At 49.8% G+C, this 22,379-nt stretch carries 19 protein-coding genes; 7 read left to right on the top strand and 12 right to left on the bottom strand.

What is annotated here, in order from left to right:
- Window positions 1-165: 165 nt before the first annotated feature.
- On the top strand, window positions 166-369 hold the full coding sequence (locus AC5JLP_RS17505; protein WP_496069216.1) for a hypothetical protein: 204 nt from the start codon (window positions 166-168) through the stop codon (window positions 367-369).
- Here the strand turns inward: AC5JLP_RS17505 and pheS are convergent.
- Window positions 366-1,367, bottom strand: coding sequence for a phenylalanine--tRNA ligase subunit alpha (pheS, locus tag AC5JLP_RS17500; RefSeq protein WP_496069215.1), 1,002 nt, complete (start codon window positions 1,365-1,367; stop codon window positions 366-368). The genes AC5JLP_RS17505 and pheS overlap by 4 nt on opposite strands.
- Before the next feature lie 337 nt (window positions 1,368-1,704).
- Here pheS and surE point away from each other — a divergent pair, with 337 nt between their 5' ends.
- The 4 genes from surE to AC5JLP_RS17480 all read left to right on the top strand — a co-directional run bounded on the left by surE (window position 1,705) and on the right by AC5JLP_RS17480 (window position 6,101).
- Entirely contained in the window at window positions 1,705-2,511 is an 807-nt protein-coding gene (gene surE / locus AC5JLP_RS17495; RefSeq protein ID WP_496069214.1) for a 5'/3'-nucleotidase SurE, read from the top strand.
- A 445-nt stretch (window positions 2,512-2,956) separates the two neighbouring features.
- The gene (locus AC5JLP_RS17490; RefSeq protein ID WP_496069213.1) at window positions 2,957-3,874 is read left to right on the top strand and encodes an MBL fold metallo-hydrolase; all 918 of its coding nucleotides are present in this window, start codon (window positions 2,957-2,959) and stop codon (window positions 3,872-3,874) included.
- A gap of 133 nt (window positions 3,875-4,007) precedes the next feature.
- On the top strand, window positions 4,008-4,958 hold the full coding sequence (locus tag AC5JLP_RS17485) for a bifunctional riboflavin kinase/FAD synthetase (protein ID WP_496069212.1): 951 nt from the start codon (window positions 4,008-4,010) through the stop codon (window positions 4,956-4,958).
- Window positions 4,959-5,144: 186 nt separating this feature from the next.
- Window positions 5,145-6,101, top strand: a complete 957-nt coding sequence (locus tag AC5JLP_RS17480) for a pentapeptide repeat-containing protein (protein WP_496069211.1) — start codon at window positions 5,145-5,147, stop codon at window positions 6,099-6,101.
- A 270-nt stretch (window positions 6,102-6,371) separates the two neighbouring features.
- On the opposite strand, the gene AC5JLP_RS17475 is transcribed toward AC5JLP_RS17480, so the two are convergent.
- From AC5JLP_RS17475 to AC5JLP_RS17465, 3 genes are all read right to left on the bottom strand, one after another.
- A complete protein-coding gene (locus tag AC5JLP_RS17475) occupies window positions 6,372-6,938 on the bottom strand; it encodes an HdeD family acid-resistance protein (RefSeq protein ID WP_496069210.1) in 567 nt (188 codons plus the stop codon).
- 136 nt (window positions 6,939-7,074) lie between these two features.
- Window positions 7,075-8,544, bottom strand: coding sequence for a (Fe-S)-binding protein (locus tag AC5JLP_RS17470; RefSeq protein ID WP_496069209.1), 1,470 nt, complete (start codon window positions 8,542-8,544; stop codon window positions 7,075-7,077).
- 3 nt (window positions 8,545-8,547) lie between these two features.
- Window positions 8,548-9,891, bottom strand: a complete 1,344-nt coding sequence (locus tag AC5JLP_RS17465) for an FAD-binding oxidoreductase (RefSeq protein WP_496069208.1) — start codon at window positions 9,889-9,891, stop codon at window positions 8,548-8,550.
- Window positions 9,892-10,335: 444 nt separating this feature from the next.
- On the opposite strand from AC5JLP_RS17465, the gene AC5JLP_RS17460 reads away from it, so the two are divergent.
- Entirely contained in the window at window positions 10,336-11,433 is a 1,098-nt protein-coding gene (locus AC5JLP_RS17460; protein ID WP_496069207.1) for a hybrid sensor histidine kinase/response regulator, read from the top strand.
- Between the two features lie 178 nt (window positions 11,434-11,611).
- On the opposite strand, the gene AC5JLP_RS17455 is transcribed toward AC5JLP_RS17460, so the two are convergent.
- The 7 genes from AC5JLP_RS17455 to AC5JLP_RS17425 form a co-directional block, all read right to left on the bottom strand.
- Entirely contained in the window at window positions 11,612-14,404 is a 2,793-nt protein-coding gene (locus tag AC5JLP_RS17455) for a tetratricopeptide repeat protein (protein WP_496069206.1), read from the bottom strand.
- Between the two features lie 113 nt (window positions 14,405-14,517).
- Window positions 14,518-15,138, bottom strand: a complete 621-nt coding sequence (locus AC5JLP_RS17450; RefSeq protein WP_496069205.1) for a hypothetical protein — start codon at window positions 15,136-15,138, stop codon at window positions 14,518-14,520.
- A gap of 74 nt (window positions 15,139-15,212) precedes the next feature.
- Window positions 15,213-15,713, bottom strand: coding sequence for a hypothetical protein (locus AC5JLP_RS17445; protein ID WP_496069204.1), 501 nt, complete (start codon window positions 15,711-15,713; stop codon window positions 15,213-15,215).
- 92 nt (window positions 15,714-15,805) lie between these two features.
- Window positions 15,806-16,282, bottom strand: a complete 477-nt coding sequence (locus AC5JLP_RS17440) for a thiol-disulfide oxidoreductase DCC family protein (RefSeq protein ID WP_496069203.1) — start codon at window positions 16,280-16,282, stop codon at window positions 15,806-15,808.
- Between the two features lie 230 nt (window positions 16,283-16,512).
- Window positions 16,513-17,271, bottom strand: a complete 759-nt coding sequence (locus AC5JLP_RS17435; protein ID WP_496069202.1) for a glycosyltransferase family 25 protein — start codon at window positions 17,269-17,271, stop codon at window positions 16,513-16,515.
- 130 nt (window positions 17,272-17,401) lie between these two features.
- On the bottom strand, window positions 17,402-18,070 hold the full coding sequence (locus AC5JLP_RS17430; RefSeq protein WP_496069201.1) for an acyltransferase: 669 nt from the start codon (window positions 18,068-18,070) through the stop codon (window positions 17,402-17,404).
- Window positions 18,071-18,655: 585 nt separating this feature from the next.
- Window positions 18,656-20,092: a sensor histidine kinase gene (locus AC5JLP_RS17425; protein WP_496069200.1), complete on the bottom strand. Its 1,437-nt coding sequence runs from the start codon at window positions 20,090-20,092 to the stop codon at window positions 18,656-18,658.
- 210 nt (window positions 20,093-20,302) lie between these two features.
- Between AC5JLP_RS17425 and AC5JLP_RS17420 the strand changes: the two genes are divergently transcribed.
- Entirely contained in the window at window positions 20,303-20,980 is a 678-nt protein-coding gene (locus AC5JLP_RS17420) for a response regulator transcription factor (RefSeq protein WP_496069199.1), read from the top strand.
- A 124-nt stretch (window positions 20,981-21,104) separates the two neighbouring features.
- On the opposite strand, the gene AC5JLP_RS17415 is transcribed toward AC5JLP_RS17420, so the two are convergent.
- The gene (locus tag AC5JLP_RS17415) at window positions 21,105-22,265 is read right to left on the bottom strand and encodes a cob(I)yrinic acid a,c-diamide adenosyltransferase (protein ID WP_496069198.1); all 1,161 of its coding nucleotides are present in this window, start codon (window positions 22,263-22,265) and stop codon (window positions 21,105-21,107) included.
- Between the last annotated feature and the right edge of the window lie 114 nt (window positions 22,266-22,379).

Raw genomic sequence — 22,379 nt, 5'->3', positions numbered from 1 at the left:
ATTTAATTTGGTATGAGCGTAGCAACCTGATTTGTGAGCACGCTAAAGCTTTGATAAATTTCATATCGCTTGGTGTGAAATCACAGGTGTTAACCGTCACATCTGCTTAGGATGATTTCAGAATGATATGTACCCTGAGCAGCGATTGCTCCCTGATTGAACACTATGACCCAGCTTGAATTGACACAGTGCCTGCACCTGGCTAAAACACTAGACCTGATTGTGTCGAGCCGTATGATTAACGGGGTTTTGTACGTCTACAATGCCGCTGGGCAAAAGAGACCGTGGGACAGCTTCATCTCTGATTACCCACTAGAGCGTTTGAAAGCGATGCTTGAGCGCCGACAGATACACCCCAAAGCAGGCTAAAACTGCTGTAAAAAACGCAAATCGCTGGTATAAAGGCGGCGAATGTCATCAATTTGGTGTAGCACCATTGCTAAGCGTTCAACGCCCATACCAGCGGCAAAGCCTGTATACACTTCGGGGTCATAGCCAACCGCTTTCAGCACGTTGGGATCTACCATCCCACAGCCCATAATCTCCAACCAGCGTCCTTTCCACTGCACGTCTACTTCGGCAGATGGTTCTGTGAATGGGAAAAAGCTCGGACGAAACCGAATGGGCACTTCGCCAAATAGCTGCTCTAGAAAGACTTTGATCGTGCCCTTTAAATCGGTGAAGGTTAGTCCTTCATCGACTGCCAGAATTTCTACCTGGTGAAACACCGCAGAATGGGTAGCATCGACCGTATCCCGTCGATAGCAGCGTCCTGGCATCACAATGCGTACAGGGGGATCATTCGTCTCCATGTAGCGGATTTGCACAGACGAAGTGTGGGTGCGCATGATGTTGCCGTCTGGCAGGTACAGTGTGTCCTGCATATCGCGGGCGGGGTGGTCAGGCAGAAAATTCAGCGCCTCAAAGTTGTAATAGTCCGTTTCCATTTCTGGCCCTTCGGCAACGGTATAGCCCAACCCCACAAAAATATCGGTGACCCGATCCATCATCCCATTGATGGGGTGAATGCGTCCCTGAGGACGATACACGCCAGACATCGTGATATCTAGCGTTTCTGCCTCAAGCTGCGCCTGAATCTGAGCCGCTTGTAGTGCTGCACGACGACGATCGACATCTACCTGGATCGCTTCTTTGACCTCGTTTGCCAGTGCGCCAATCCGTGGACGATCGCCCGCATCGAGCTTCGCCATACCGCCTAACACTTGAGGAATGGGGCCTTTCTTACCTAAATACTTCACCCGAAGCTGTTCCAGTTGCTCTAGCGAGTCGATCGCTGCGAGGGCCTGTTGTGCTTCTTGCCGAATGGATTCTAATTGCGCTGCGAGTTCTTGAAGCTGAACAGTCATACTAATGAAGTTGTTAGTTATTGGTTGTTTGTAACTGGAAGGCAGAAGGCAAGGCAGAAAGGCTAAAGGATGTAGCTTGCTTCTGCGTAGCAGTAGGCTGAAGGCTAAAAGTTTTGAGTCAATGGCTGATAGCTGACGGCTGATAGTTGACGGCTAACAGTTAAAAGCTCAGGGCAGACGTTAGAAGTCAAATGACAATGCCATTCACTCTTCAGTTTAATAGCTGAGTGGCGGCATCCGCGATCGCACCCCAAACTTCCCTTCTCTTTAACCTTCATCCTTTAGCCTTTTCCCTACCCCCCACTCCCCACTCCCTACCCCCACTCCTTATCGATTCATGAAACTACTCATTAGCAACGATGATGGCATTTTCGCTCTGGGTATTCGCTCTCTGGCAAACCGTCTTGCTGAGGCAGGGCATCATGTCACCGTGGTATGTCCTGATCGTGAGCGATCGGCAACTGGACACGGACTCACCTTGCATCAACCCATTCGCGCGGACATTGTAGAGTCGGTGTTTCACCCTAACGTGAAAGCGTGGGCCTGTTCCGGCACTCCTTCAGATTGTGTGAAATTAGCGCTGTGGGCACTGTTGGATGGTCCCCCCGATCTGGTGCTGTCTGGCATCAATCACGGGTCTAATTTGGGCACGGATGTGCTGTACTCTGGTACCGTTTCAGCCGCAATGGAAGGCGTGATTGAGGGCATTCCCAGTCTTGCGTTCAGCCTTGCCAGCTTTGCATCATCTGAATTTCAGCCAGCCGCCGCGTTTGCAGAATCGCTGGTTGCCCAACTTGCCAAACAACCCCTGCCAGAACTGCTGTTACTAAACGTGAACGTGCCAGCGGTAGCAGCAGAGGCGATCGCGGGCGTCAAAGTGACCCGGCAAGGTGTCCGTCGTTACATTGATGTCTTTGAGAAGCGCCTTGATCCGCGAGGTAAAACATACTATTGGCTGGCAGGCGAACTGCTGGAAGACGTTGCTGAACCTTCGGAGGTGACCGATCAAGCCCCGACCGATGTAGAGGCCATTCGCGCAAACTACATCACCGTGACTCCGCTGCAATACAACTTGACGGCAGCCACCGGGTTAGCCAGTTTGAAACACTGGACGTTTGATCTGCCGCTTGCCCAGAAAGCGTAATGTGACTAGCTTGTCCGCTGTTTCCGAAAGGCGGTACTTAATTTCTGTAGAGTACTAAACCAGTGGTCGATCTTGATTAGCAAGCCCAAAGGAACTGTTATTTTTTACAAGTGGCTAGTTGCACAACCCTGCGGAGATAAAAAATCATGAACCAACGTTGTGTGCGTGCGTCGCTGAATGGGCACCTTAAGTAAAAGCTCGATGAAACATTGAAGCATCTGCCACCATTATGGTGTTTGATTTAATCAAACGCTACACTCTCTACCATGAGATCACTGAGTCATGCGATCGCGATCACTGACACAACAGGCAATTTTTATAAAGCTGCCTTGAAGGGGCAAATTGAGTATCCGTTTCAACGTTAGCGTCTGTCCAGGGCTGATATTCTAGCGGTTGAGAACCGTGAACAACCTGGAAGCTTGATCGAATCTTGCACAAAATACCCATGTCCAACACGGAAAATCAGTTCACAGCCACCTTCTGGGGCGTTCGGGGAAGTATTGCTAGTCCAGGTTCTGCCACGGTGCGTTACGGTGGCAATACGCCCTGTGTAGAAATGAGGGTTGGGGGCGATCGCCTGATTTTTGATGGCGGTACGGGCATTCGCGTTTTGGGACAATCACTGCTTTCCCAGATGCCGCTTGAAGCCCATATGTTCTTCACCCACTCCCATTGGGATCACATCCAGGGTTTTCCCTTCTTTGTGCCAGCGTTTGCTAAAGGGAATCGCTTTCATATCTACGGAGCGATCGCGCCTAACGGTTCCACGATGGAGCAGCGACTAAATGATCAAATGCTGCATCCAAACTTTCCAGTGCCGCTACAAATTATGGGTGCCGACCTGAAGTTTAATGACATTGAAGTTGGGCAGGCCGTTCGCATCAACGACATTTTGGTCGAGAATGCGTTGCTTAATCATCCAGGGCAAGCTGTGGGATATCGCGTAAGCTGGCGCGGACATGCTGCCGCCTATGTCACCGATACGGAGCACTTCCCTGATCGCCTGGATGAAAACGTCCTGTTTTTGGCTGATCAAGCGGATCTGCTGATCTATGACGCGACCTATACCGACGAAGAGTATCACTCTGAACGATCTAGTAAAGTCGGTTGGGGGCACTCGACTTGGCAAGAAGCTGTCAAAATTGCGAAAGCCGCTAACGTCAAGACGCTGGTGATCTTTCATCACGACCCATTGCACAGTGATGACTTTCTCGATCAGGTTGGGGCAGAGGTCGCAGCGGCTTTCCCCAATAGCTTAATGGCGCGAGAAGGGTTAGTCATCCCAATTTCGCCGTCTGTTTCCAGCCCCGACCCCGTGGCGATCGAAGCGGCGATCGAGGCTGAGATTGGGGTTTCGGTCTAGTTGGCAGACGGAGGACGCAACCCCAGAGACGCGGAGGCGCAGAGAGATGGAACGCTTTGAGTTCAGTACTTCGACTCAAAACTCTTCTCCTTGCATCGATCGTCCTTCCCCTTTGTATGTCAAAATGTAAAGCGTGTGGGTTACTTCATCGCCAACGACTGTTCTGACTCCAACTGCTGTTGCTCTAGGAAACTTTGATGGGATACATCAAGGGCATCAGCAGGTGATTCAACCTGTTTTATCATTTTCAGAGTCGGTCAAGCGATTAGATCGTATCCATGCGACGGTCGTCACGTTTCATCCCCATCCACAAGAATTTTTTACGAAGCAGTCGCGCCTTTTGCTGACTCCGTTGATTGAGAAAGCAGCGCAGCTCAATGTTTTAGGGGTTGAACAGCTTGTTTTGCTGTCGTTTGACCAGGCTCTTGCCAGTTTGGGGCCAGAGGAGTTTGTCGAAAAAATTCTTTTGAAACAGCTCAAAGCAACAAAGGTGAGTATTGGTGCCGATTTTTGTTTTGGGCGACAGCGATCGGGCAACGCCGAAACCCTAAAGGTGATCGCGGCGAAGTATGGGATTGCAGTGAGCATTGCACCACTCAAAAACTTAGACCACGATCGCATCAGTAGTTCTGCTATCCGTCATGCTTTGCAGCAGGGGGATATAATGCGTGCGAATCAGCTTTTGGGCCGCCCGTATCGGTTGATTGGTAAGGTTATTCAAGGAAAGCAGCTTGGGCGCACCATAGGGTTTCCGACGGCGAATCTGCAACTGCCTCCCGACAAGTTTTTACCGTGCTCTGGTGTCTATGCCGTGCGAGTACACCGCTGCGATCGCGGTAGCGAGGTTGATCTATCAGCGGTGCCGACGTTGCGAGGTGTGATGAATATTGGCTACCGTCCAACGGTTGATGGCACTACACAGACGATCGAGGTACATCTTTTTGACTGGTCAATCGATTTGTACGACCAGACGCTCGTTGTGAATCTGGAAGCATTTTTGCGATCAGAACAAAAATTTTCCTCACTTGATGCTTTGAAAACGCAGATCCAAGCGGATTGTGATGCGGCTCGTCGATTGCTGTGAGTAGCCTTCCCCTTAGCTCATCGTCAGTTGCCTTATAGGGTGCGGTTACTTTGCACGGCGGCGCGATCGCATTCTGGAAAAAAACTGCTGCTGCGTGCGATCGAACTGGGCACACTACACTCAGTAGATTTTACGACGACCCGCTTTTCCGCACACTTACTTTTCCACACTTAGAGGAACGACTAAATGGCAAACGAGGGACACCTTGCTTTGCTCAAACAGGGTGTAACAGCCTGGAACACCTGGTGGGGACGCAATCCGAAGAAAATTCCAAATCTCGAAGGTGCCAACCTGCGGGACACAAACCTGCGTGAAGCCAATTTCTACAAAGCTGACCTTCGAGAAGTGAGCTTTCAGCAGGTCGATCTCAGCATGGCAAACCTTGAGGGAGCAAACCTTGGGATTGCCATGCTCGAAGGAGCCACCCTTTACACCGCCATTCTCTACAAAGCAAACCTGCGTGAAGCCAATCTCTATAAAGCGGATCTACGTGAGGCAGACTTGAGCCAGGTGGATCTCAGCATGGCAAACTTGCGCGAAGCGAACCTCAGCACGGCCATCCTTGAAGGAGCTACCCTTTACACCGCGCTTCTCTACAAAGCTAACCTGCGTGAAGCCAGTCTCTATAAAGCGGACTTGCGTGAGGCAGACTTTAGTATGGCAAACTTGCGCGAAGCGAATCTGAGTATGGCGAATCTGAGTATGGCGAATTTGAGTATGGCGAACCTGATCGGGGCAACGCTTTATGAGGGAAAGCTCAAGCAGGCAAACCTGAGTTTGGCAAATCTGTGCATGGCGAATCTGATTGGTGCCACGTTGCACAAAGCCAACTTGGTAGGCGCGACTCTGATTGGGGTGAACCTGTACAAAGCACAATTAACAGGCGCTAACCTACGAGAAGCTGACTTACGCGAATCGACGCTTAGTATGACGAACTTGAGTGGTGCTAGCCTGCATGGAGCAAACCTGATGATGGCAAACCTGCAAGGGGCCAACTTGAGTAGGGCGAACTTGACGCTAGCCAATTTTCAAGACGCTAACTTGCATCGAGCCAATCTAACTGGTGCTAACGTGCGAGAAACAAACCTTGCAGGCGCTTATCTGAAAGAAGCGACCATGCCAGATGGCACAGTGAATCCCTGACTTTATGTTTTGATACCGGTAGGACTTACGCATTTGCCCCCAGCCCCCTAATGCTGGGGGCTTTAACTGGCTCGGTTCCCCCAGCATTAGGGGGCTAGGGGGCGAAAGATGACCGCTTTTGCGTAAGTCCTAACCGAGTTAAGTAGACTTCACGACAGATCCATCTGTAGGGACGTTACATGTAACGTCCCTACGTTGCGCGTTGCGTTTGTGCTCTAGATTCATTGCGTCCATTACAGCGACGAGATCGCTCGCGAACCAGGAGATGCGTTAACTCGCTTGCGGTTGGCTCAAGGATGAACGAGCCGCGATCGCCAGAAAAATTCTGGAGACACCTGTAAAAATAATGCTGATGCCGACCAATAGACCGATCGCAAACGGTCCGTTAAACGGCCACTCAAACCAGATCAAGCCACCTAAAACGAGCGTTGTAATGCCATTTGCCAAAGACCAAACCCAGTTGGGCTGATTGCGTTTTTGGAAAGCATACACAATTTCAAACACGCCTTCTGTTAGTAGAAAGGCACCCAGTGCTAATGTCAAGGTAAGGATGCCTTGTAGGGGATAGACGAACAACAGTACAGCGGTACCAATATACAGTAGGCTCAGCAGCAACTGCCAAACAAAGCCACCCTGCTCTCGCGTTTGAAATGTGTAGACGAGTTTTGAAATACCGCTAAAGAGGATGATCCAGGCAATCCAGCTTTCAGCAGCCAGTGTGCTAAAGAATGGAAAAGCGATCGCAGCACTTCCCAACAAGATCAGCAATATACTGACGACGATCGACCCGTTTAAACTACTTTTGACGTCGTTGTTCGTCGAAATTCCAGTACTCATTAAGACACCTCATTACTTGCTTGAGTCATTACGATCGCATTGTAAGACTGCGGTCTTTGTCGCGTTCTCCTTCATTGGAGGTAATTCCCGATGTGATGAAGCTCTCTCAGGCGTTAGAGGTACTCAAGCAGTGGGCTTAGCTTGCGATGATCTCCCGCTCGATCGCACCCGTTTTCCCAGCCAGGGCCGCATCTAAGGTAATGCCTCGAATCGCATAATCCAGCAACTGCATGGGGTGTAGCACAGGGATGGGCTTGCCCTGAAGCTCAAGGTGTTTGCTAATCTGCACAAAGCAACCGATATTGGCTGAAGCAATGAGAGACGCGCCTGTATTTAGCAGGTTTTCTACTTTTTGCTGACCGAGTTCTGCGGCAACGTCAGGTTGCAAAATATTGTAGACACCCGCACTTCCACAGCACAGCGCTGCATCGACAGGTTCTCGTAGCTGTACGCCCGGAATCTGCTTGAGGAGTTGGCGCGGCTGTACGCTGATTTTCTGCCCGTGCAGCATATGGCAGGCATCTTGATATACCAGCGTCAGAGGGGCTTCTTGTAGGGGCGATAGCTGGGCTGTAAGACCGACATCGGCGAGAAATTCCTGCACATCTTTGACTTTGCTGGCAAAGGCGATCGCGTTCTCCCGGTAGTGCGGATCATCGTGCAAGATGCTGCCATATTCCTTAAGGGAATGTCCACAACCAGACGCATTGATGATAATGGCATCCAGAGTGGGGTCATCAAAGCGATCAATCAGTTGACGTGCCAATGCCTGAGTTTGCGCTTCCTGCCCCTGATGATGGGTCAAGGCACCGCAGCACCCCTGGGATTGAGGGATGACGACTTCGCAACCGTTGGCGATTAATACTCGTACCGTTGCGTTATTCACCTCAGGATTAAACAACCGCTGCACACAGCCCAGCAGTAAGCCAACCCGGTAGCGTTGCTTTCCTTGCGCCGGAATGATTGCAGGCAAAGGGTCTTGAAAAGCCTGGGGTGAAATTTTGGGCAGCATAGATTCCATCGCAGCGAGTTGCGGCGACAGTTGCTTGAGTACGCCGAGCGATCGCACCCATTTCTGTAACCCCGACTTCTGGTAAAGCCCTAATGGTCGCAGCAGCAGCCGTAGCCGATCGGGATAGGGGAAGGTCGAGAAAATGAGACGTCGTAGAAGCTTTTCGGGGAGCGATCGGGCATGGTTGCGCTCTACTTGAGGACGGGTCGCCTCGATCAGCTTGTCATACCGCACACCAGACGGACAGGTGGTGACGCAGGCCAAGCAGCCCAGACATGAATCAAAATGCTGCACGGTTGCCGAAGAGAGCGGTATTTGTCCCTCATTCACCCCATCCATTAAATAGATGCGGCCCCGTGGCGAATCCGTTTCTTTGCCAATGACGCGATAGCTAGGGCAGGTAGACAGGCAAAAGCCACAGTGCACACACGCATCAATGAGCTTGGCATCGGGAGGGTTATGGGAATCAAAGGCTAAAGGATAAGGGCTAAAGGATGAATTGACGCTTGGCTCTTCAGCCTTTAGCCTTAAGCCTTCATACTTTCCCTCTTCATTGCTGAGAACTGGTTCAAACTGCTCGTAACGGGTACTCATGACTTAAATTTCGCCTACAAATCGGTGAGGGCTGAGACGATGATGCGGATCAAATTGCTGTTTCAACTGGCGCATGATAGGCAGCGCGTTGCCTGCATAACCCCAAACATCGATCGCCTGCTTGAGCGTGATCGGAGCCTGAAGCAGAGACAAAAACCCGCTATTGGTTTGACAGATCGATCGAATGCTTAAGAGGGTTTCTGGCGGCGTGGTGGCATCGAACACCAGTCTACCCAGTCCGCTGGCAATGTGAATTTGTCCACACCAGGGTGGAGTGGAGAGACGATCGATCTCAGTCAGCAGCGCTACAGCTTCAGAGGGTTGTATTCCTATTTTGCAGGTAATGACCTCTGTCTGGTGAGCCGCCGTTATGCGTTCTTGCAAACGTTGCCATAGAGTGACATCATCCTGCCCCGTGAGATGAACCGTGGCTAGCCCGATCGCTTCTCCCAATTGGATCAAACGGTTGGCTTGCTCTTGAACGCTGGGCAAAATGCTTTGCAGACGAATTGCCAACCCCATCCCTTTGCCGATTCCTAGCTCTGTAACCACTGATGCAGAGCAAAGATCGGCACTGGCAGAGGTGAGTGCCGAACTGTGTACTGTTTGGGCTGCTTGCGCGATCGCAGACGCTTCCCCACTCAACACAACAGTCTGCGAGGCTTCTGGTAGAGGGTAGACCCGAAAGGTCACCTGTGTGATGATGCCCAGCGTCCCATAAGAGCCAGTCAAGAGCTTCATCAGGTCATAGCCTGCGACATTTTTGACGACCCGCCCCCCCGCTTTAGCAAGCTGACCATCAGCGCGGACAAATGACAACCCCAGCAGCATATCGCGCACGCTGTTGTAGCGTTGCCGCAAGGAACCCGTATCGGCTGTAGCGACGATGCCACCGATCGTGGCCTGGTCTGGATGCGCTGGATCGATTGCCAAAAACTGCCCTGCCTTTGCCAAGATTGTCTGCACGTCTGCAAACCGCATGCCTGCTTCAACTGTGACGGTCAGATCACCCACGGCATGATCAATGAGCCGATTTAAGCGCTCGGTACTCAGCACAAGCAGTGAGCTATCTGTCTCCGGTTGCTGAATGATGCCACCCCAGGCAAGTTTGCTACCAGCACCGCAGGGTAAGATTGTTTGACGATCGCTCTCCCTGATGACCGTCGCTAAGGCTTCTGGAGTCTGAGGAGATACGATACCACCGATGGCGGTTTCGGGTGCCAGCGCGCGTTCAAACAACATTTGTTTGGCTGAGGGCACATGTCTCCAGGGCTGAAAATCGCTAGCCTCAAGAGGGTGCATGAATAGTTGACGATCGGCGGGAGTTTCTGCGGAGCTGGTTCCCATGCTGCAAATCAACGGAAGACTACTGCTTACTCTATCAGCCGCGAGGGGGCCGTTTGGCGAATCTAGCGAGAATTGCAACACCTTCAGTCGATCGTCTCAAAGAATTAGGCTCAATCAAGCATGGTATAGAGTAACGGTTACTGGTGCGGCGATTGCCAAGGCGCTGTCACGCTCATGCAAAAAGCGGAATCTTAAAGTGGACGCTGGTGAAGTAATTTGTTGTGAGGGTAACCCGTTGAATGACAAGCATATTTATAAAAGCTATACATAAAAAGCATGGAGCGTTTAGCAGTTTGTCATTAGATTAACCTTGCCTAAGTCTGCACAAACTCGATGATATATTGTGAGCTTAATGATGTTGTGAGCTTGATAATGCAGCTCTTTTTGCTCTGTACGGTGCCGAACAGATCAAATAGAATGTCTGTGCAGTAGGGCAAACAAGCGATGAAGAAAATCTTAGTAGTTGAAGACGAAACATCTATTCGTGAATCGCTGTTAGAGCTGCTTGCGGTAGAGGGGTTTAGCGTTTTGAGCGCAGAAAACGGCCATCTGGGCGTGCAGTTAGCGCAGCAGCATATCCCTGATTTGATTTTGTGTGATGTTACCATGCCCCGGCTGGATGGCTATCAGGTGCTGACGCGGCTACGCCAACACGTAGACACGTCTGCTATACCGTTCATTTTCCTTACAGCGCGGGGAACCCAAGAAGATTTTCGGCAGGGAATGGACTTGGGAGCGGACGATTTTCTGGCAAAGCCTTGTACAGCAGACGAATTGCTGACAGCGATCGCCAGTCGCTTTAGTAAACAGGCCGCTGTAGATAGGCAATCGCAGAAACAACTTGATGCCTTACGCAGCAGTATTGCCTTATCTTTGCCACACGAGTTGCGCACGCCGTTGAATGGCATTTTGGGGCTGACTGAGGTGCTAATGGACGATTTCCAGAGCATTGATCGGCACGAAATGTTAGAACTTGCCCAAGGCATCCACAATGCTGCTGAGCGGCTTTCTAGGCTCATCCAAAACTTTTTGCTTTACGCAGACTTGGAGATTACAGCACGAGATCCCGATCGCCTTTTGGCGCTACGCAGCGATGAAACGCGCCTTCCAGAAATTTTGATTACAAATGTTGCAACCGCGATCGCTCATCAGGAAGGGCGTGAAGCCGATTTAGAGCTAGATCTGCAAAACCGAAGCATTCAAATTTCTGATTTGAAGTTGAAGAAAATTGTAGAAGAGTTAGTGAGTAATGCCTTTAAGTTTTCAGCTACCGGAACCTCTGTGGCTGTGAGGACAAGGGTTACAGCCACAGGGCTGTTACTGAGCGTCAGCGATCGTGGGCGTGGCATGACAGCTGAGCAAATTGCCAGTTTGGGAGCCTATATGCAGTTTGAGCGCAAGTTCTATGAGCAGCAGGGTTCTGGTCTAGGGGTTGCTATCGCTAAACGGTTGGTGGAAGTGCATGGGGGCACATTGGCGATCGACAGCATGCCCGGACAATACACAACGGTACAAGTCACCCTGCCAAACAGTGAAGGCTGAAAACGTAAAAGGTTGTTAGTTGTTAGCTTAAGCGTCTTCTTAAGGTGAGTTAGAGATTAAGCTGAGCTTCTGCAAGCTGATTGCAAACGGATGAAGCAGCAAAAAAGCTTTTCCTAAATTGCTCTAAATTTAGTGCGGACATTCAACAATTAATAACCAGCAACCAGCAACTTCTTAACTACGCTCCGACTAGTTTCTGAAACCAGTCATCATTCCAAAGCTCGTCAAAGGCAACATCGGTTTTGGCTTCAACGCGGTAATTGGGGTTGTATTCGATCGCTTTTTCTAAACTCTCCAGCGCAAAGTCGGCTTCACCTAAAAAGGCATGGCTGATCGCACGGTTGTAGTAAGCACTGGCGTAGTCTGGCTTCAAATCCAGCGCTTTGTTGAAACTAGCGATCGCATCTTTATGACGACCGAGTTGAGCCAGAGCATAACCCCGTTTATCTAACGCTTTGTAAGAATCGGGATTAAAGTGAATCACCTCATCAAACGAGGCCATTGCATCTTTATAGCGTCCCAGTGCTTCCAGCGCCAAGCCTCGATTCATCCAGGCAACAGCATCATCCGGTTTAAATTGAATGGCGCGATCGAACACATTAAAGGCATCCTGGTGCTTGCGCAAAATGCCTAGCGCTACCCCCTTGTTGACCAGTGCTTCGTGATAGTCAGGTTTACTCTCCAGTGCATGATCGTAGGACTCGATCGCGTGGTCATAACGCTTGAGCCGCGCCATACTAACGCCTCGACTAAACCAACCTTTATCGTCCTTAGGTTTGAGTTTCAGCATGTGATCAAAGGACGCGATCGCGGGTTCATGACGCTGTGTTTTTTGTAAGACTAGCCCTCGTTGATACCAAATCTCTGCATTCTCTGGCTGAAGTTCAACCACCTTGTCATAGCGCAAGATGGCAGCTTCGTAGTTTTCTTCGGCAAATAGTTCGTGTCCCTGAGCAATGTATTTATTCACATCAATAAACAACTCAGGACGGTTGGCTTTGAGCAACTCAAGCTGCCCTACTAACTCTTGTAAGTTTTGCTGCAATTTGCCAACCGCTTCTTCGGAAACAGGAGATGCCTCTGCTAGCTGCTTCAAGATGTCATCTTTTTGAGTTTGCGCGGATGTTTGAAGGGTTGTCAGTTGGGTGACAAGATCAGACTGTAACGTTTCAATCGTTTGTAAGGTATTGTCTTTTTGACCAGAGAGATTAGTTTTGAGATCGGTGATTTGAGCGGTGAACTCAGCTTCTAAAGCGGTGAGATCGGCCAGGATACGATCGCGTTTTGCCTCAGTTTGCTGTTGGGCATCAAGCTGAAAACCCGCAATTTGAGGAGCCAGTTCTGCTTTGATCTGCTCTAGATTGCTTAAGATCGCTTGCTTTTGCTTTTGGGCATCTGTTTGAAGAGTGGAGAGAGCTTCTGTAAAGTCTCGATCAGCTGTTTCTAGCTTTTGCAGAAGGCGATCGCGCTGGTTTTCTACGCCTGTTTTTAACTCTGAAAGCTGTGGCGAAAAGTCGGCTTGAAGTTGTTCAAGATGATCGAGAATGCGGTCTTTTTGCTGTTGCGCGATCGCTTGCAAATCTAATAACTGAGCCGTAAAGTCACGCTCGGCTGTTTCCAGACGATCCAAAACCTGGCGCTGACGGTCTTGCACATCTAAGTGGAAATCAGCTAGCTGGGGTGTCACTTCCGCTTTCAATTGATCGAGATTTTCCAGGATGCGATCTTTTTGTTGTTGCGCGATCGACTGTAGCTCGACTAATTGAGTCGCAAATTCGCGCTCGGAGGCTTCCAATCGTTCCAGGAGAGCCATCTGTCGCTGCTGTGCTTCCGATTGTAAGTGCGATAGCTGGGGAACAAAGTCCATTTTTAGGCTCTCTAACTGCTCCAGGATGCGATCGCGCTGTTGACGGGCCGCGATGTGCAGATCCAGCAATTGACCAGCAAAGTCGCGTTCTGAGGTGGTGAGCTTTTGCAGCACTGCTTCCTGTCGCTGTTGAGCCTCTGCTTGCAGGCGCGATAATTGGGGCGCAAAGTCGGCCTTGAGCGTTTCTAAACTGTCGAGGCTGCGATCGCGCTGTTGAGTCACGGTCAACTGCAACGCGGCTAATTGTTCAGCAAAAGCTTGCTCGGAGGCGGCCAGATTTTGGAGCGTTTGCTCCTTTTTATGGCCTACCTCTGTTCGCACGACTGCTAGATGAGGCTCGACATCCGCTTTAAGCTGTTCCAGGTGCCCAATCATTAGGGTTTGTTGGGCAACGGCGGCGGCTTGTAGCTTGGCAAGGTTGGCGGCAAAGTCTTGCTCGGAGGCGGCCAGATTTTCTAGCGCCGTGGTCTGCTGTTGATTAATGTTGGACTGTGAACCAGCTAGCTGGGCGATGAGAGCCTCACCCAATTCTTCAAGGGTTTGCTTGGAGGCGTGAAGCTGGGTTTCCAGTTCGGCAATCATGTGCGACTTGGATTGCGCCAGTTCTGCCACCAGTCCAAACAATGTCTCGCGCTCTTTGGTCACGTCCTTTTGAAACTGCTCAGCTTCGTCTGCGGTATCGTCTGCGATCGCTTCCACTTCTTCTAAAATGAGCTTGGCGTTTTCGCGGGTCTTCGCAATCTGACTTTCAAGCTCCTGCAAACCTTCTAGCTGCTCTTTAGCACGGGTGGCAATTTCTTGAATGACGGCATGACGAAGAAGCCACAAGGCAGCGATCGTCCCACCCAACAGCACAATCAAAACGCCCAGCAGGATGTTGAACAGGGTCGTCATGCGCGCCAGGGAGCGATCAGCCTCGCTCCGTTGCCCTATGCTCGCAGAAGGCTGAAGTTGCGCCAGTAGCTGCTTTTGACCGCTATAGTCTGTGTCTGTTGAGGTGAACGATCGTGCTGGGTTGACCACAGCACCGAGCGATAGCAGCAAAACCGAGAGCGTAATCCCACTCTGAGATTGGAAAGCGAGTTTTGGGTGCTGACGCTTCATCGCAAATCATCCTTCTGGCAGTCGATGGTTGCAGTATATCGAAGACGATACAGAGCAATTGCTTATCTTCTCCAGAGTAATCAAATTTGGGCGCAGTGGTCTAAAGCTGTGTGCTAATTACCAGCGACGACGGTTAGCTTGGTTCCCTTATCGGTGATGACTTTGAGCGGTAAGGACGATCGCGACTCGCGGCGAGGAAATTGAATGAACTGAACGCCTGTGCGGGAAGGCTGCACAGTCATGACATATTGCTCACCTGTCCACTGAATGCGCGTGACCCGGTGGGATAACACCCACACTTCAGCGGTTTTGCCCGCATTGATTTGGGTGATGTTGGTCGCGTTGTAGCACCTCCAGAGCGTGTCTTCAACTGTCCACAGCCCTGATAGATAGATCGGCTCTACCCGCAGGCTCAACCCATATTGGGTAAACGAAAAGACATCCTGTTGCCAAAACCGCTTCGACAAGCTTTGCAGGGGCTGGCTGTTGGGATCATTGGCATAGCGCGGCAAGCTCTGAAGCTTCTTAAGCTGGTCTGCCCTGGGTGGGCGGACCCAATTTTGAGCTTCGCCACACACCTCAAAGGGGATCTCTGCGGCTGGTTGTACCGCGATCGCGATCGCGCTAGACGGTTGAATAGAAGGGGCTGACTGAGACTCAAGCGCAAGCCCAAAGCCACTGCTAGCCAAAAGGGTCAGGCTGTATCCAATGAGCTTCTGAGACAAATAGAACATGGCAAGCGAGAGCAAAAGGATGGGTGCTGTTGGAAGACATGCGTGTGGTGATGGCGATCGTGGCTCTGTAGGGACTAATCTGTGCCGCCCCAACTCCAAACCGGATTCCCATTGCGGACGCCTTTACGAAGGATGGCAGTGGTCAAACCGTTGGCATCGCTCATGCCCGTCATATCGAGGATGAGATAGACCTTGCCACCTGTAAATCTAAGACGTAAATAAGAATGGCTCAGATAGGCTTCTTCATCATTCTTTACGATGCGAGCGGTGGCTTTGCATTGCCGATAAGTAGGTTTGAGCGTCCCTACCCACGTCACGCTAAACTCATCGGCACTGGCAACGGAAAAGCGATCGGCTAGCTGACTGAGATTCGCACTGCCATCGATTGTGTAACCGCCTTCCCGGTACGGCTGAGGCTTTTCCGTTAGCGTGACCTTTTCAGGACAGCGTACCGTTTGAGTGTCGATCGCCGGATAAACTTGCATCTCAAGGGTGCCTGCCTGGGCTGGCAGGGTCATCAAAAGTGCCATCGTTGTGAGGCCCAATCCGGTCAGCGACCGCGTCAGCTTTGTCATCAAATCACCTTTTGCTACAGATCTCTACTTACAGTAGACCTGAGCAGCATTCCGGGAATGGTGAACGCGTTAATGTGCCAGCAGACAACCGTTTACAACCGACAGCGTTGTGTTGCGTCGCCATTAACTCGCTGCTGTCGTGCCGCGACAATGGTTGCTAAATCTGCCCGTCCGGTGAGCGCCAGCCGTCGATCGGCCCAAAGACCATACACAAAATCGACGATCGTGCCAATCACGGGTAGCTTTGTCGCGGCATAGACCCACCCCATGCCCAAAACCTCGTAAACGCGCCGGAAGACCGCGACGTTTTGAATGACTGTGCCATCAGGCAGCACGGCGTGAATACGTCCCATTGCCGTTTCAAAGTCAACTCCTCTGTACAATGCGGGATTGTAATGAGGGTCTGCAATGTCAACAAAAGCGACCAACCCGCGCCCTGCATCCCGCCGCCGCAAAAAGTTGACCTCTCTCATGCACAAGGGACACTCACCGTCATAGAGCAGTTCAATCTTCCATCCAGGTGATGCCGCAAGCGTTTGAGATCCTTCTGTAAAAGAAGATTCTGTCATAGAGGTTGAGTCAACGTTTGAAGGCATGGGGCAGTCCTGAATAACAGCGTCTCTGTGTGAACAAGCTGTGCTCCTTCATTATATGAAGAAAGCTAAACATTCAGAACGGCGACGGTAATGCGATCGCATCGTCTTCGCCTGCTGTAGTTTGTGCCCACTGTACGCTTGATTACATCGATTACTCAGAGAGATATTCAACGAGAGCAAAGTTAAAGTCGTCACTAGCCGCTTCAGCCCGATGTATCTGGAATGAGTGATCTGAGTATGCTCTTGATGCTTCTTGCGAAACCCAGCTTTCTTGCTAATCCTGCAAGAGAACTCAAAACCGGAAGCTGATCAAACCATTGGGTAGAAATATCACTGCGGGAACTCCGCTGGTTACCAAAACTGGGTATTGCAATCAACCGGACGATCGCAGGGTGCTGCCACTTGAATACATTGAAAACGCCATCGGGTGACATGGGGCTACCTTCTGGATGTCCTGCTGGGCGCTGAAGGACTGCTTCAAAGAAATGAATGAGTTGATCTAAGGCTTTGCCATTGACGGCATACAATTGAGCACCAATGATTTCTCCCGAAAAGGGTTGAAGTAATGGCACGTTCACCTTGTGAGTGTCAAAGCGTTCGTCGCATCCATAGCCAAAGTGAACCAGATCCCAATCTGTTTCAAAAAGTTCCGCCAGGAGAATCTCCTCATACTGGTTGAAATCTTGGCGAAGTTGGAGATCGTCTTCCATTACCAAAACATTTTTAAGCCCTCTTGCTTTCGCCTGCTTGAGAACATTTAGGTGGCTGAGAAACGCACCTCGATAGCCGATCGAAGCAAAAGGGCCGGGACTGTCAGGTCTGATGGCTTCAAAGAGCTCAACGTCGCCTGGTTTGAATGGCATCCCTGCATCTTCAAGTTCCTTTGTGATCTCTCGGCGACGATCGGTTCTTGCTGGCAAATTGATCACAAAGGCACAATCAAAAAACTCACTAAATCTCATGGTTCTCCTTATTCCGCTTTTGGTGAGCAATTTGGTAGACCACAAAGAGGCTGCATGGGCTGCATGTGATCATGTGGTGGCACAATCATCGAATGGCATTCAGGAGCGTCACATTGTCTATTCGTTCGTCTTACAACGCCAAACTGAGAGAACCGCGCTGAGAACCGCGTTTTTTGATTACTTTAGCAGGCACCCCAACAGCTACAGAGTAGGGAGGAATGCTCTTTGTCACCACTGATCCAGCTCCAATCACACTGCCTCGACCGATTGTGACCCCATCCAGTACTTTGACCCCATCCCCTAACCAGCAGTCATCCTCAATCACAATGCCTTGAGCCGTTATGCCTTGCCCAACAATCGCACTCGCAGCATCGTTAAAAATGTGGTTGTTTGCATAAATGCCTGTATGGGAGGCAATCAGACAATTTTTGCCAATGCGGATGTGACCTGGGCCTGCAACACATACGTAAGGGCCAAGATAAACATTGTCATTAATTTCAATGTAGCCATCTTCCAAAGCACGGAGGTCGCTTCCTCGATCGAGTGTTACCCCATGCTTGAGTACAATGCGAGCGGATTCTCCTGCGCCACTGAGGTGAACGTTATCGCGTAAGCGCACTCGATCGCCCAGCGAAATGCGCGTGTTGGGTTCAGAAGCATCCAGGTAAACATGATGACCGAGAAAGACCTGATGACCCATTTCAATGTTAGGCGGATTAAAAAATTCAACTCCTCGATCAACTGTGAAATTCTCACCCACATTGAGCCAAAAGTTACTGTAGAAAAAGCGACGTAACAAGATTCCTGGCTGTCTGGGAATCCAACTTAATAAGGTGATGAGCAGAACCCCTTGTAAACGTGAGCATAGACTGAAAACTTTAAAGTGTGTAAATGACATCGCAATTAGCCCAATGATGAGTGAAACTAGTGAAAATTTTCAGCCAAAAGATGAATTAGCGGTGACGAAGCCGTTCTCAAGCCCTGCTGATTTAACGGATTGAAGCTGCTTTATACAACAGGCTGAACTTTACCAGGTAAAGCATATTGACGATTTACTAACCAATTAGGATTAAGCAAAAAAGGCCTGTTAAACCGATAGATATTGACACAATTTCCTGTAAGAATCGCGTAAAAAACAAGCTGTATTGCACAATGAGGAGCGAATTAATACATGCAAGTAGTCACATAGAAAATTGTCAACTTGCTGCTAGCTTACCGAATCAAGCGGCAGAAATCGAGAGAATTTCGGGGGGATTTCGGGGGGATTTGCCGATCCCTTGTAGCACCGATTTTGTTGCTTCAAGCTGTAAGCGTTAACAACGATCGACAAGAAGATGCCTCTCTTAAACAATGATTTTAATGGCAGAGAAATGAGATAATTCCATTAGTGGCGATCGCTATCCTGCGGAACAATCACTACGAAAGTTGTCCCAATTCCTACTTTGCTTTCCACTGAAATGGTTCCTTCATGTAAATCTAAGCATTTTTTGACAACGGTTAATCCTAATCCTGTGCCAATAATTTTATGAGCATTCTTACCGCGCACAAAAGGAGTATATAGTTCGGCGAGATCGCCTTTCTCAATCCCAATGCCTTCGTCCTTAATGTGAAACGTGATGGAGTCTGGTTTAGTGACAAGTGTAAAGGCGATCGTGCTTAAGGGCGGAGAATATTTTATGGCATTAGAAAGTAGGTTGCTTAGAATTGAGTACATTAGTTTTTCGTCTACCCAGACATGCGTGCGATTGCCCTGGTGAAAAAACTTAATGACATGCTGAGACTCATCGGAGAGATGAAAATCTTCGAGAAGATTGAGGCAAAATGTTTGTATCTCTACCTGTTTTGGGTTGTACTCTAACTTGCCTGCATCGGCCCGCGCCAGCGTGAGAACATCGTTGAGTAACTGAGTCACCAACTTGGCTGATGCTTGAATGCGGTAGAGATTCTTCAGTTTAATTGGTTCTACTAGAGGTTTAAGCGTTTCCTCTAAAAGTTGAGCTGATCCAAGAATATGGCTGAGGGGCGTCCGGAACTCATGTGACATCATAGAAAAAAACTGCAACTTGAGTTCACTGAGTGCTTTTGCCTGTGCTAAGGTCTGCTGTCGTGCTTCTGCCTGCTGTCGCTTTGTCTTCTGGTAAGATGCCACGCCATAAATGCCAAAGAGCAGTATGAATGTAGACAACGCACCGATCAATTCAAGTATCATTCTGTTTTCAAAGCCAGTCTGAAAGTATTCAGCCTGATTCTGTAAAAACTCTTCTTCGCTGGCTTGCAGTTCAAGAATAGCTTGACGAATATCATTTTGATTCTGCCTCATTTGAGCGGCTATCGAGACTTGAACAGCTACGTTCGATCGTTCGCTCTGTCGCTGCTCAACGAGTGTCTGAAATAGAGTCTCTCGTTGATTGATTAAAGAGCTGAGAGCATCAATTCCTTGTTGTTGTTTGACTAGACCGGGCGGAAATTGCTTAAGTTTGTTGAGCTGAAATTTAAAGCTTCTGATTGTATTTTGATCTTCTTTTAATTCACTTAAATAACCGGGTTGGCTATCTCCTATATATCTAAATTCTGTATAGGCAAGGGTTGTAGACAGACCAGAAAGCATTTGCAAGCGCTCATTGCTTTCCCGAAGTTGAGCCGCATTGAGCGTTAAGCGCTTAGCATTTCGATAGGAGATTGAACTAATGCTAGCTACGAGTATGAGGGCTAAACCAAAACCTAGTGGAATCCATTTTCCCTTGAACTTCGATCGCAATCGCTTGAGCAATCGCTTTATCCGCTTGAGAAACGAGATAATACTTCTCAATCGCCATTTCATAGGGTTTATCTCATCATATCAGCGAACCATGCGCCTGAACCATTACTTTAAAGCATCAACTCACAGGTTAAAAGCTGTTTTCAAGCGTTTTATAAAGAGGAGATTGTTATAATGCGTATGCTACTTTCAGGTGTGAGACGAAGTTTGTTCAAGGCTGAGTATCTCATTCTGAAGTTTCTAAAGATTAAAGGTTTCCATAGCAAGCATCTAATGCGAATTCTTGTTGTTGAAGATGATGTACAGATTGCCGATCTGCTCACGGAAGCTCTGACTAATCGGCAATATCAGGTCGATACGGCACAGGATGGCTTGACGGGATGGCAATGGTTGGAAGCACTAGAGTATGACCTGGTTGTGCTGGATTTGACGCTACCAAAGCTGGGCGGTGTTGAGCTTTGCCAAAAATTACGTGAATCTAATATTTCTACTCCTGTTCTGATGCTGACTGCCCGCGATACGGTTTCAGACAAAATTGTTGGTCTTGATGCTGGAGCCGATGTCTATATTGTGAAGCCCTTCGATCTTGGGGAGCTGATGGCGCAAATTCGAGCTTTACTCCGACGTGGTAATGCCACGCTCAAACCCAAGATCACCTGGGGACATCTCTTGATCGATCCCAGCACGTATGATGTGACTTACTGCGATCGTCCCCTCTCTCTAACACCGAAGGAGTATGCACTGCTGGAACTCTTGGTCACAAACGGGCGACGAGTCTTAAGCAGACCAGGCATTATTGAGCGGCTATGGTCGCTTGATGAGTCTCCTACCGAAGAAGCTGTGAAGACGCATATTAGAGCACTACGCCAAAAGCTTCGCCTTGCAGGTGCTCCAGATGCTCTTATTGAAACGGTGCATGGGTTAGGCTATCGCATGAGGCAGGTGGAGTAGCTTTGGAAGGCAGGAAGCAGGTTGTTAGTTGTTGGTTGTTAGTTATTAGCAGGGGACAGGCGCAGAAGGATGTAGCTTGCCTCTCGAAGGGTAGGCTGAAAAGCTGAACGCTGATAGCTGGACATTAAAAATCAACGCCGCGTTTGAGGTCGATGCCTTTTTCGGCGTAGTGCTTGTGACAGATCATTTCAGAATGGATGCTAGCGAGGTCGAAGTAAGCGGGTGGATTTTTGCAGCGCCCAGTGATGATGACTTCGGTATCGCGGGGTTTGCGAAGCAGTGCCTGGACGATCGGTTCTTCTGGTAATAGCTCCAGATCCACAGTTGGATTGAGTTCATCCAGGATGATGGTTTTGTAGAGACCAGAGGCGATCGCGGCTCTAGCAATTTCCCAACCGCGCTCGGCTTCAACGTAATCAAGCTCTTGCTGCTGCCCTCGCCAGACGATCGCGTCCCGTCCACAGCGTTGGTGATCAACCAGATTGGGATAGCTTTGATTGAGAGCAGAGATGGCTGCATCTTCGGTATAGCCACGGCCACCTTTGAGCCACTGCATAATCAGCACGCGATGGGATTTATCCTGGCTGATGCCTTTGCCGATCGCCTGCAACGCTTTGCCTAACGCACTGGTCGATTTTCCTTTGCCTGCACCTGTGTAGATTTCAATGCCTGCAATGCCCTGTTCTTTGGCTCCTGCGTGATAGTGAGGCCGCATTTCTGAATGCAAGTCAGCGACATCGAGCAAGGGTTGGGGTGCGCCTCGACCTGTAGCAATCACTTCCATATGATCAGGCTTGCGTTTGAGGGCGCTCACCACTTCATCAATGGGTAGCAAGCCCAGATCGAGAACGGGATTCAGCTCATCCAGAACCACGACTGAGTAGAGGCCAGACGCGATCGCCCCCTTTGCCACATCCCAACCACGTTGGGCTTCTAACTGGTCAAAGCGAGTGATGTCGTCAGGCCCAAAAAATTCGGATCGTCCAGTACGTACCTGGTCAATCAGGTGTGGAAAGCCCCGTTGTAGGGCTTCGATCGCGCCATCTTCGTCATAGGTGCGTCCTGGCCCTTTGAGAAAGCGCAGCAGCAGCACTCGCGTTTGCCAATCCGAGTGGATACCTAAACCAATAGAGCGCAGTACGACCCCTAGCGCGGCTTGAGACTTTCCTTTTCCGGCTCCATCGTACACATGAATTTGCCCTGTGAGCCGCTCGGAGCGTGCATTGGCTGTCCGAATCCCAATTCCCGCGCGTGTCATAGGCTTCAACGCTTGCTGTAGCTTCATGATATCGAATTTTGCTTGCTTTAGTGCGTCCGATTGTGAGTTTACGCTACCTGTAGCGGTTTGAACCGCGAAACTCGTGTTTTTTTTAGGCTTTTGGCATTCTGGCAGCAAGCG

The sequence above is a fragment of the Stenomitos rutilans genome, from assembly GCF_059505485.1.
This window is presented reverse-complemented; position numbering and strand designations above follow the sequence as displayed.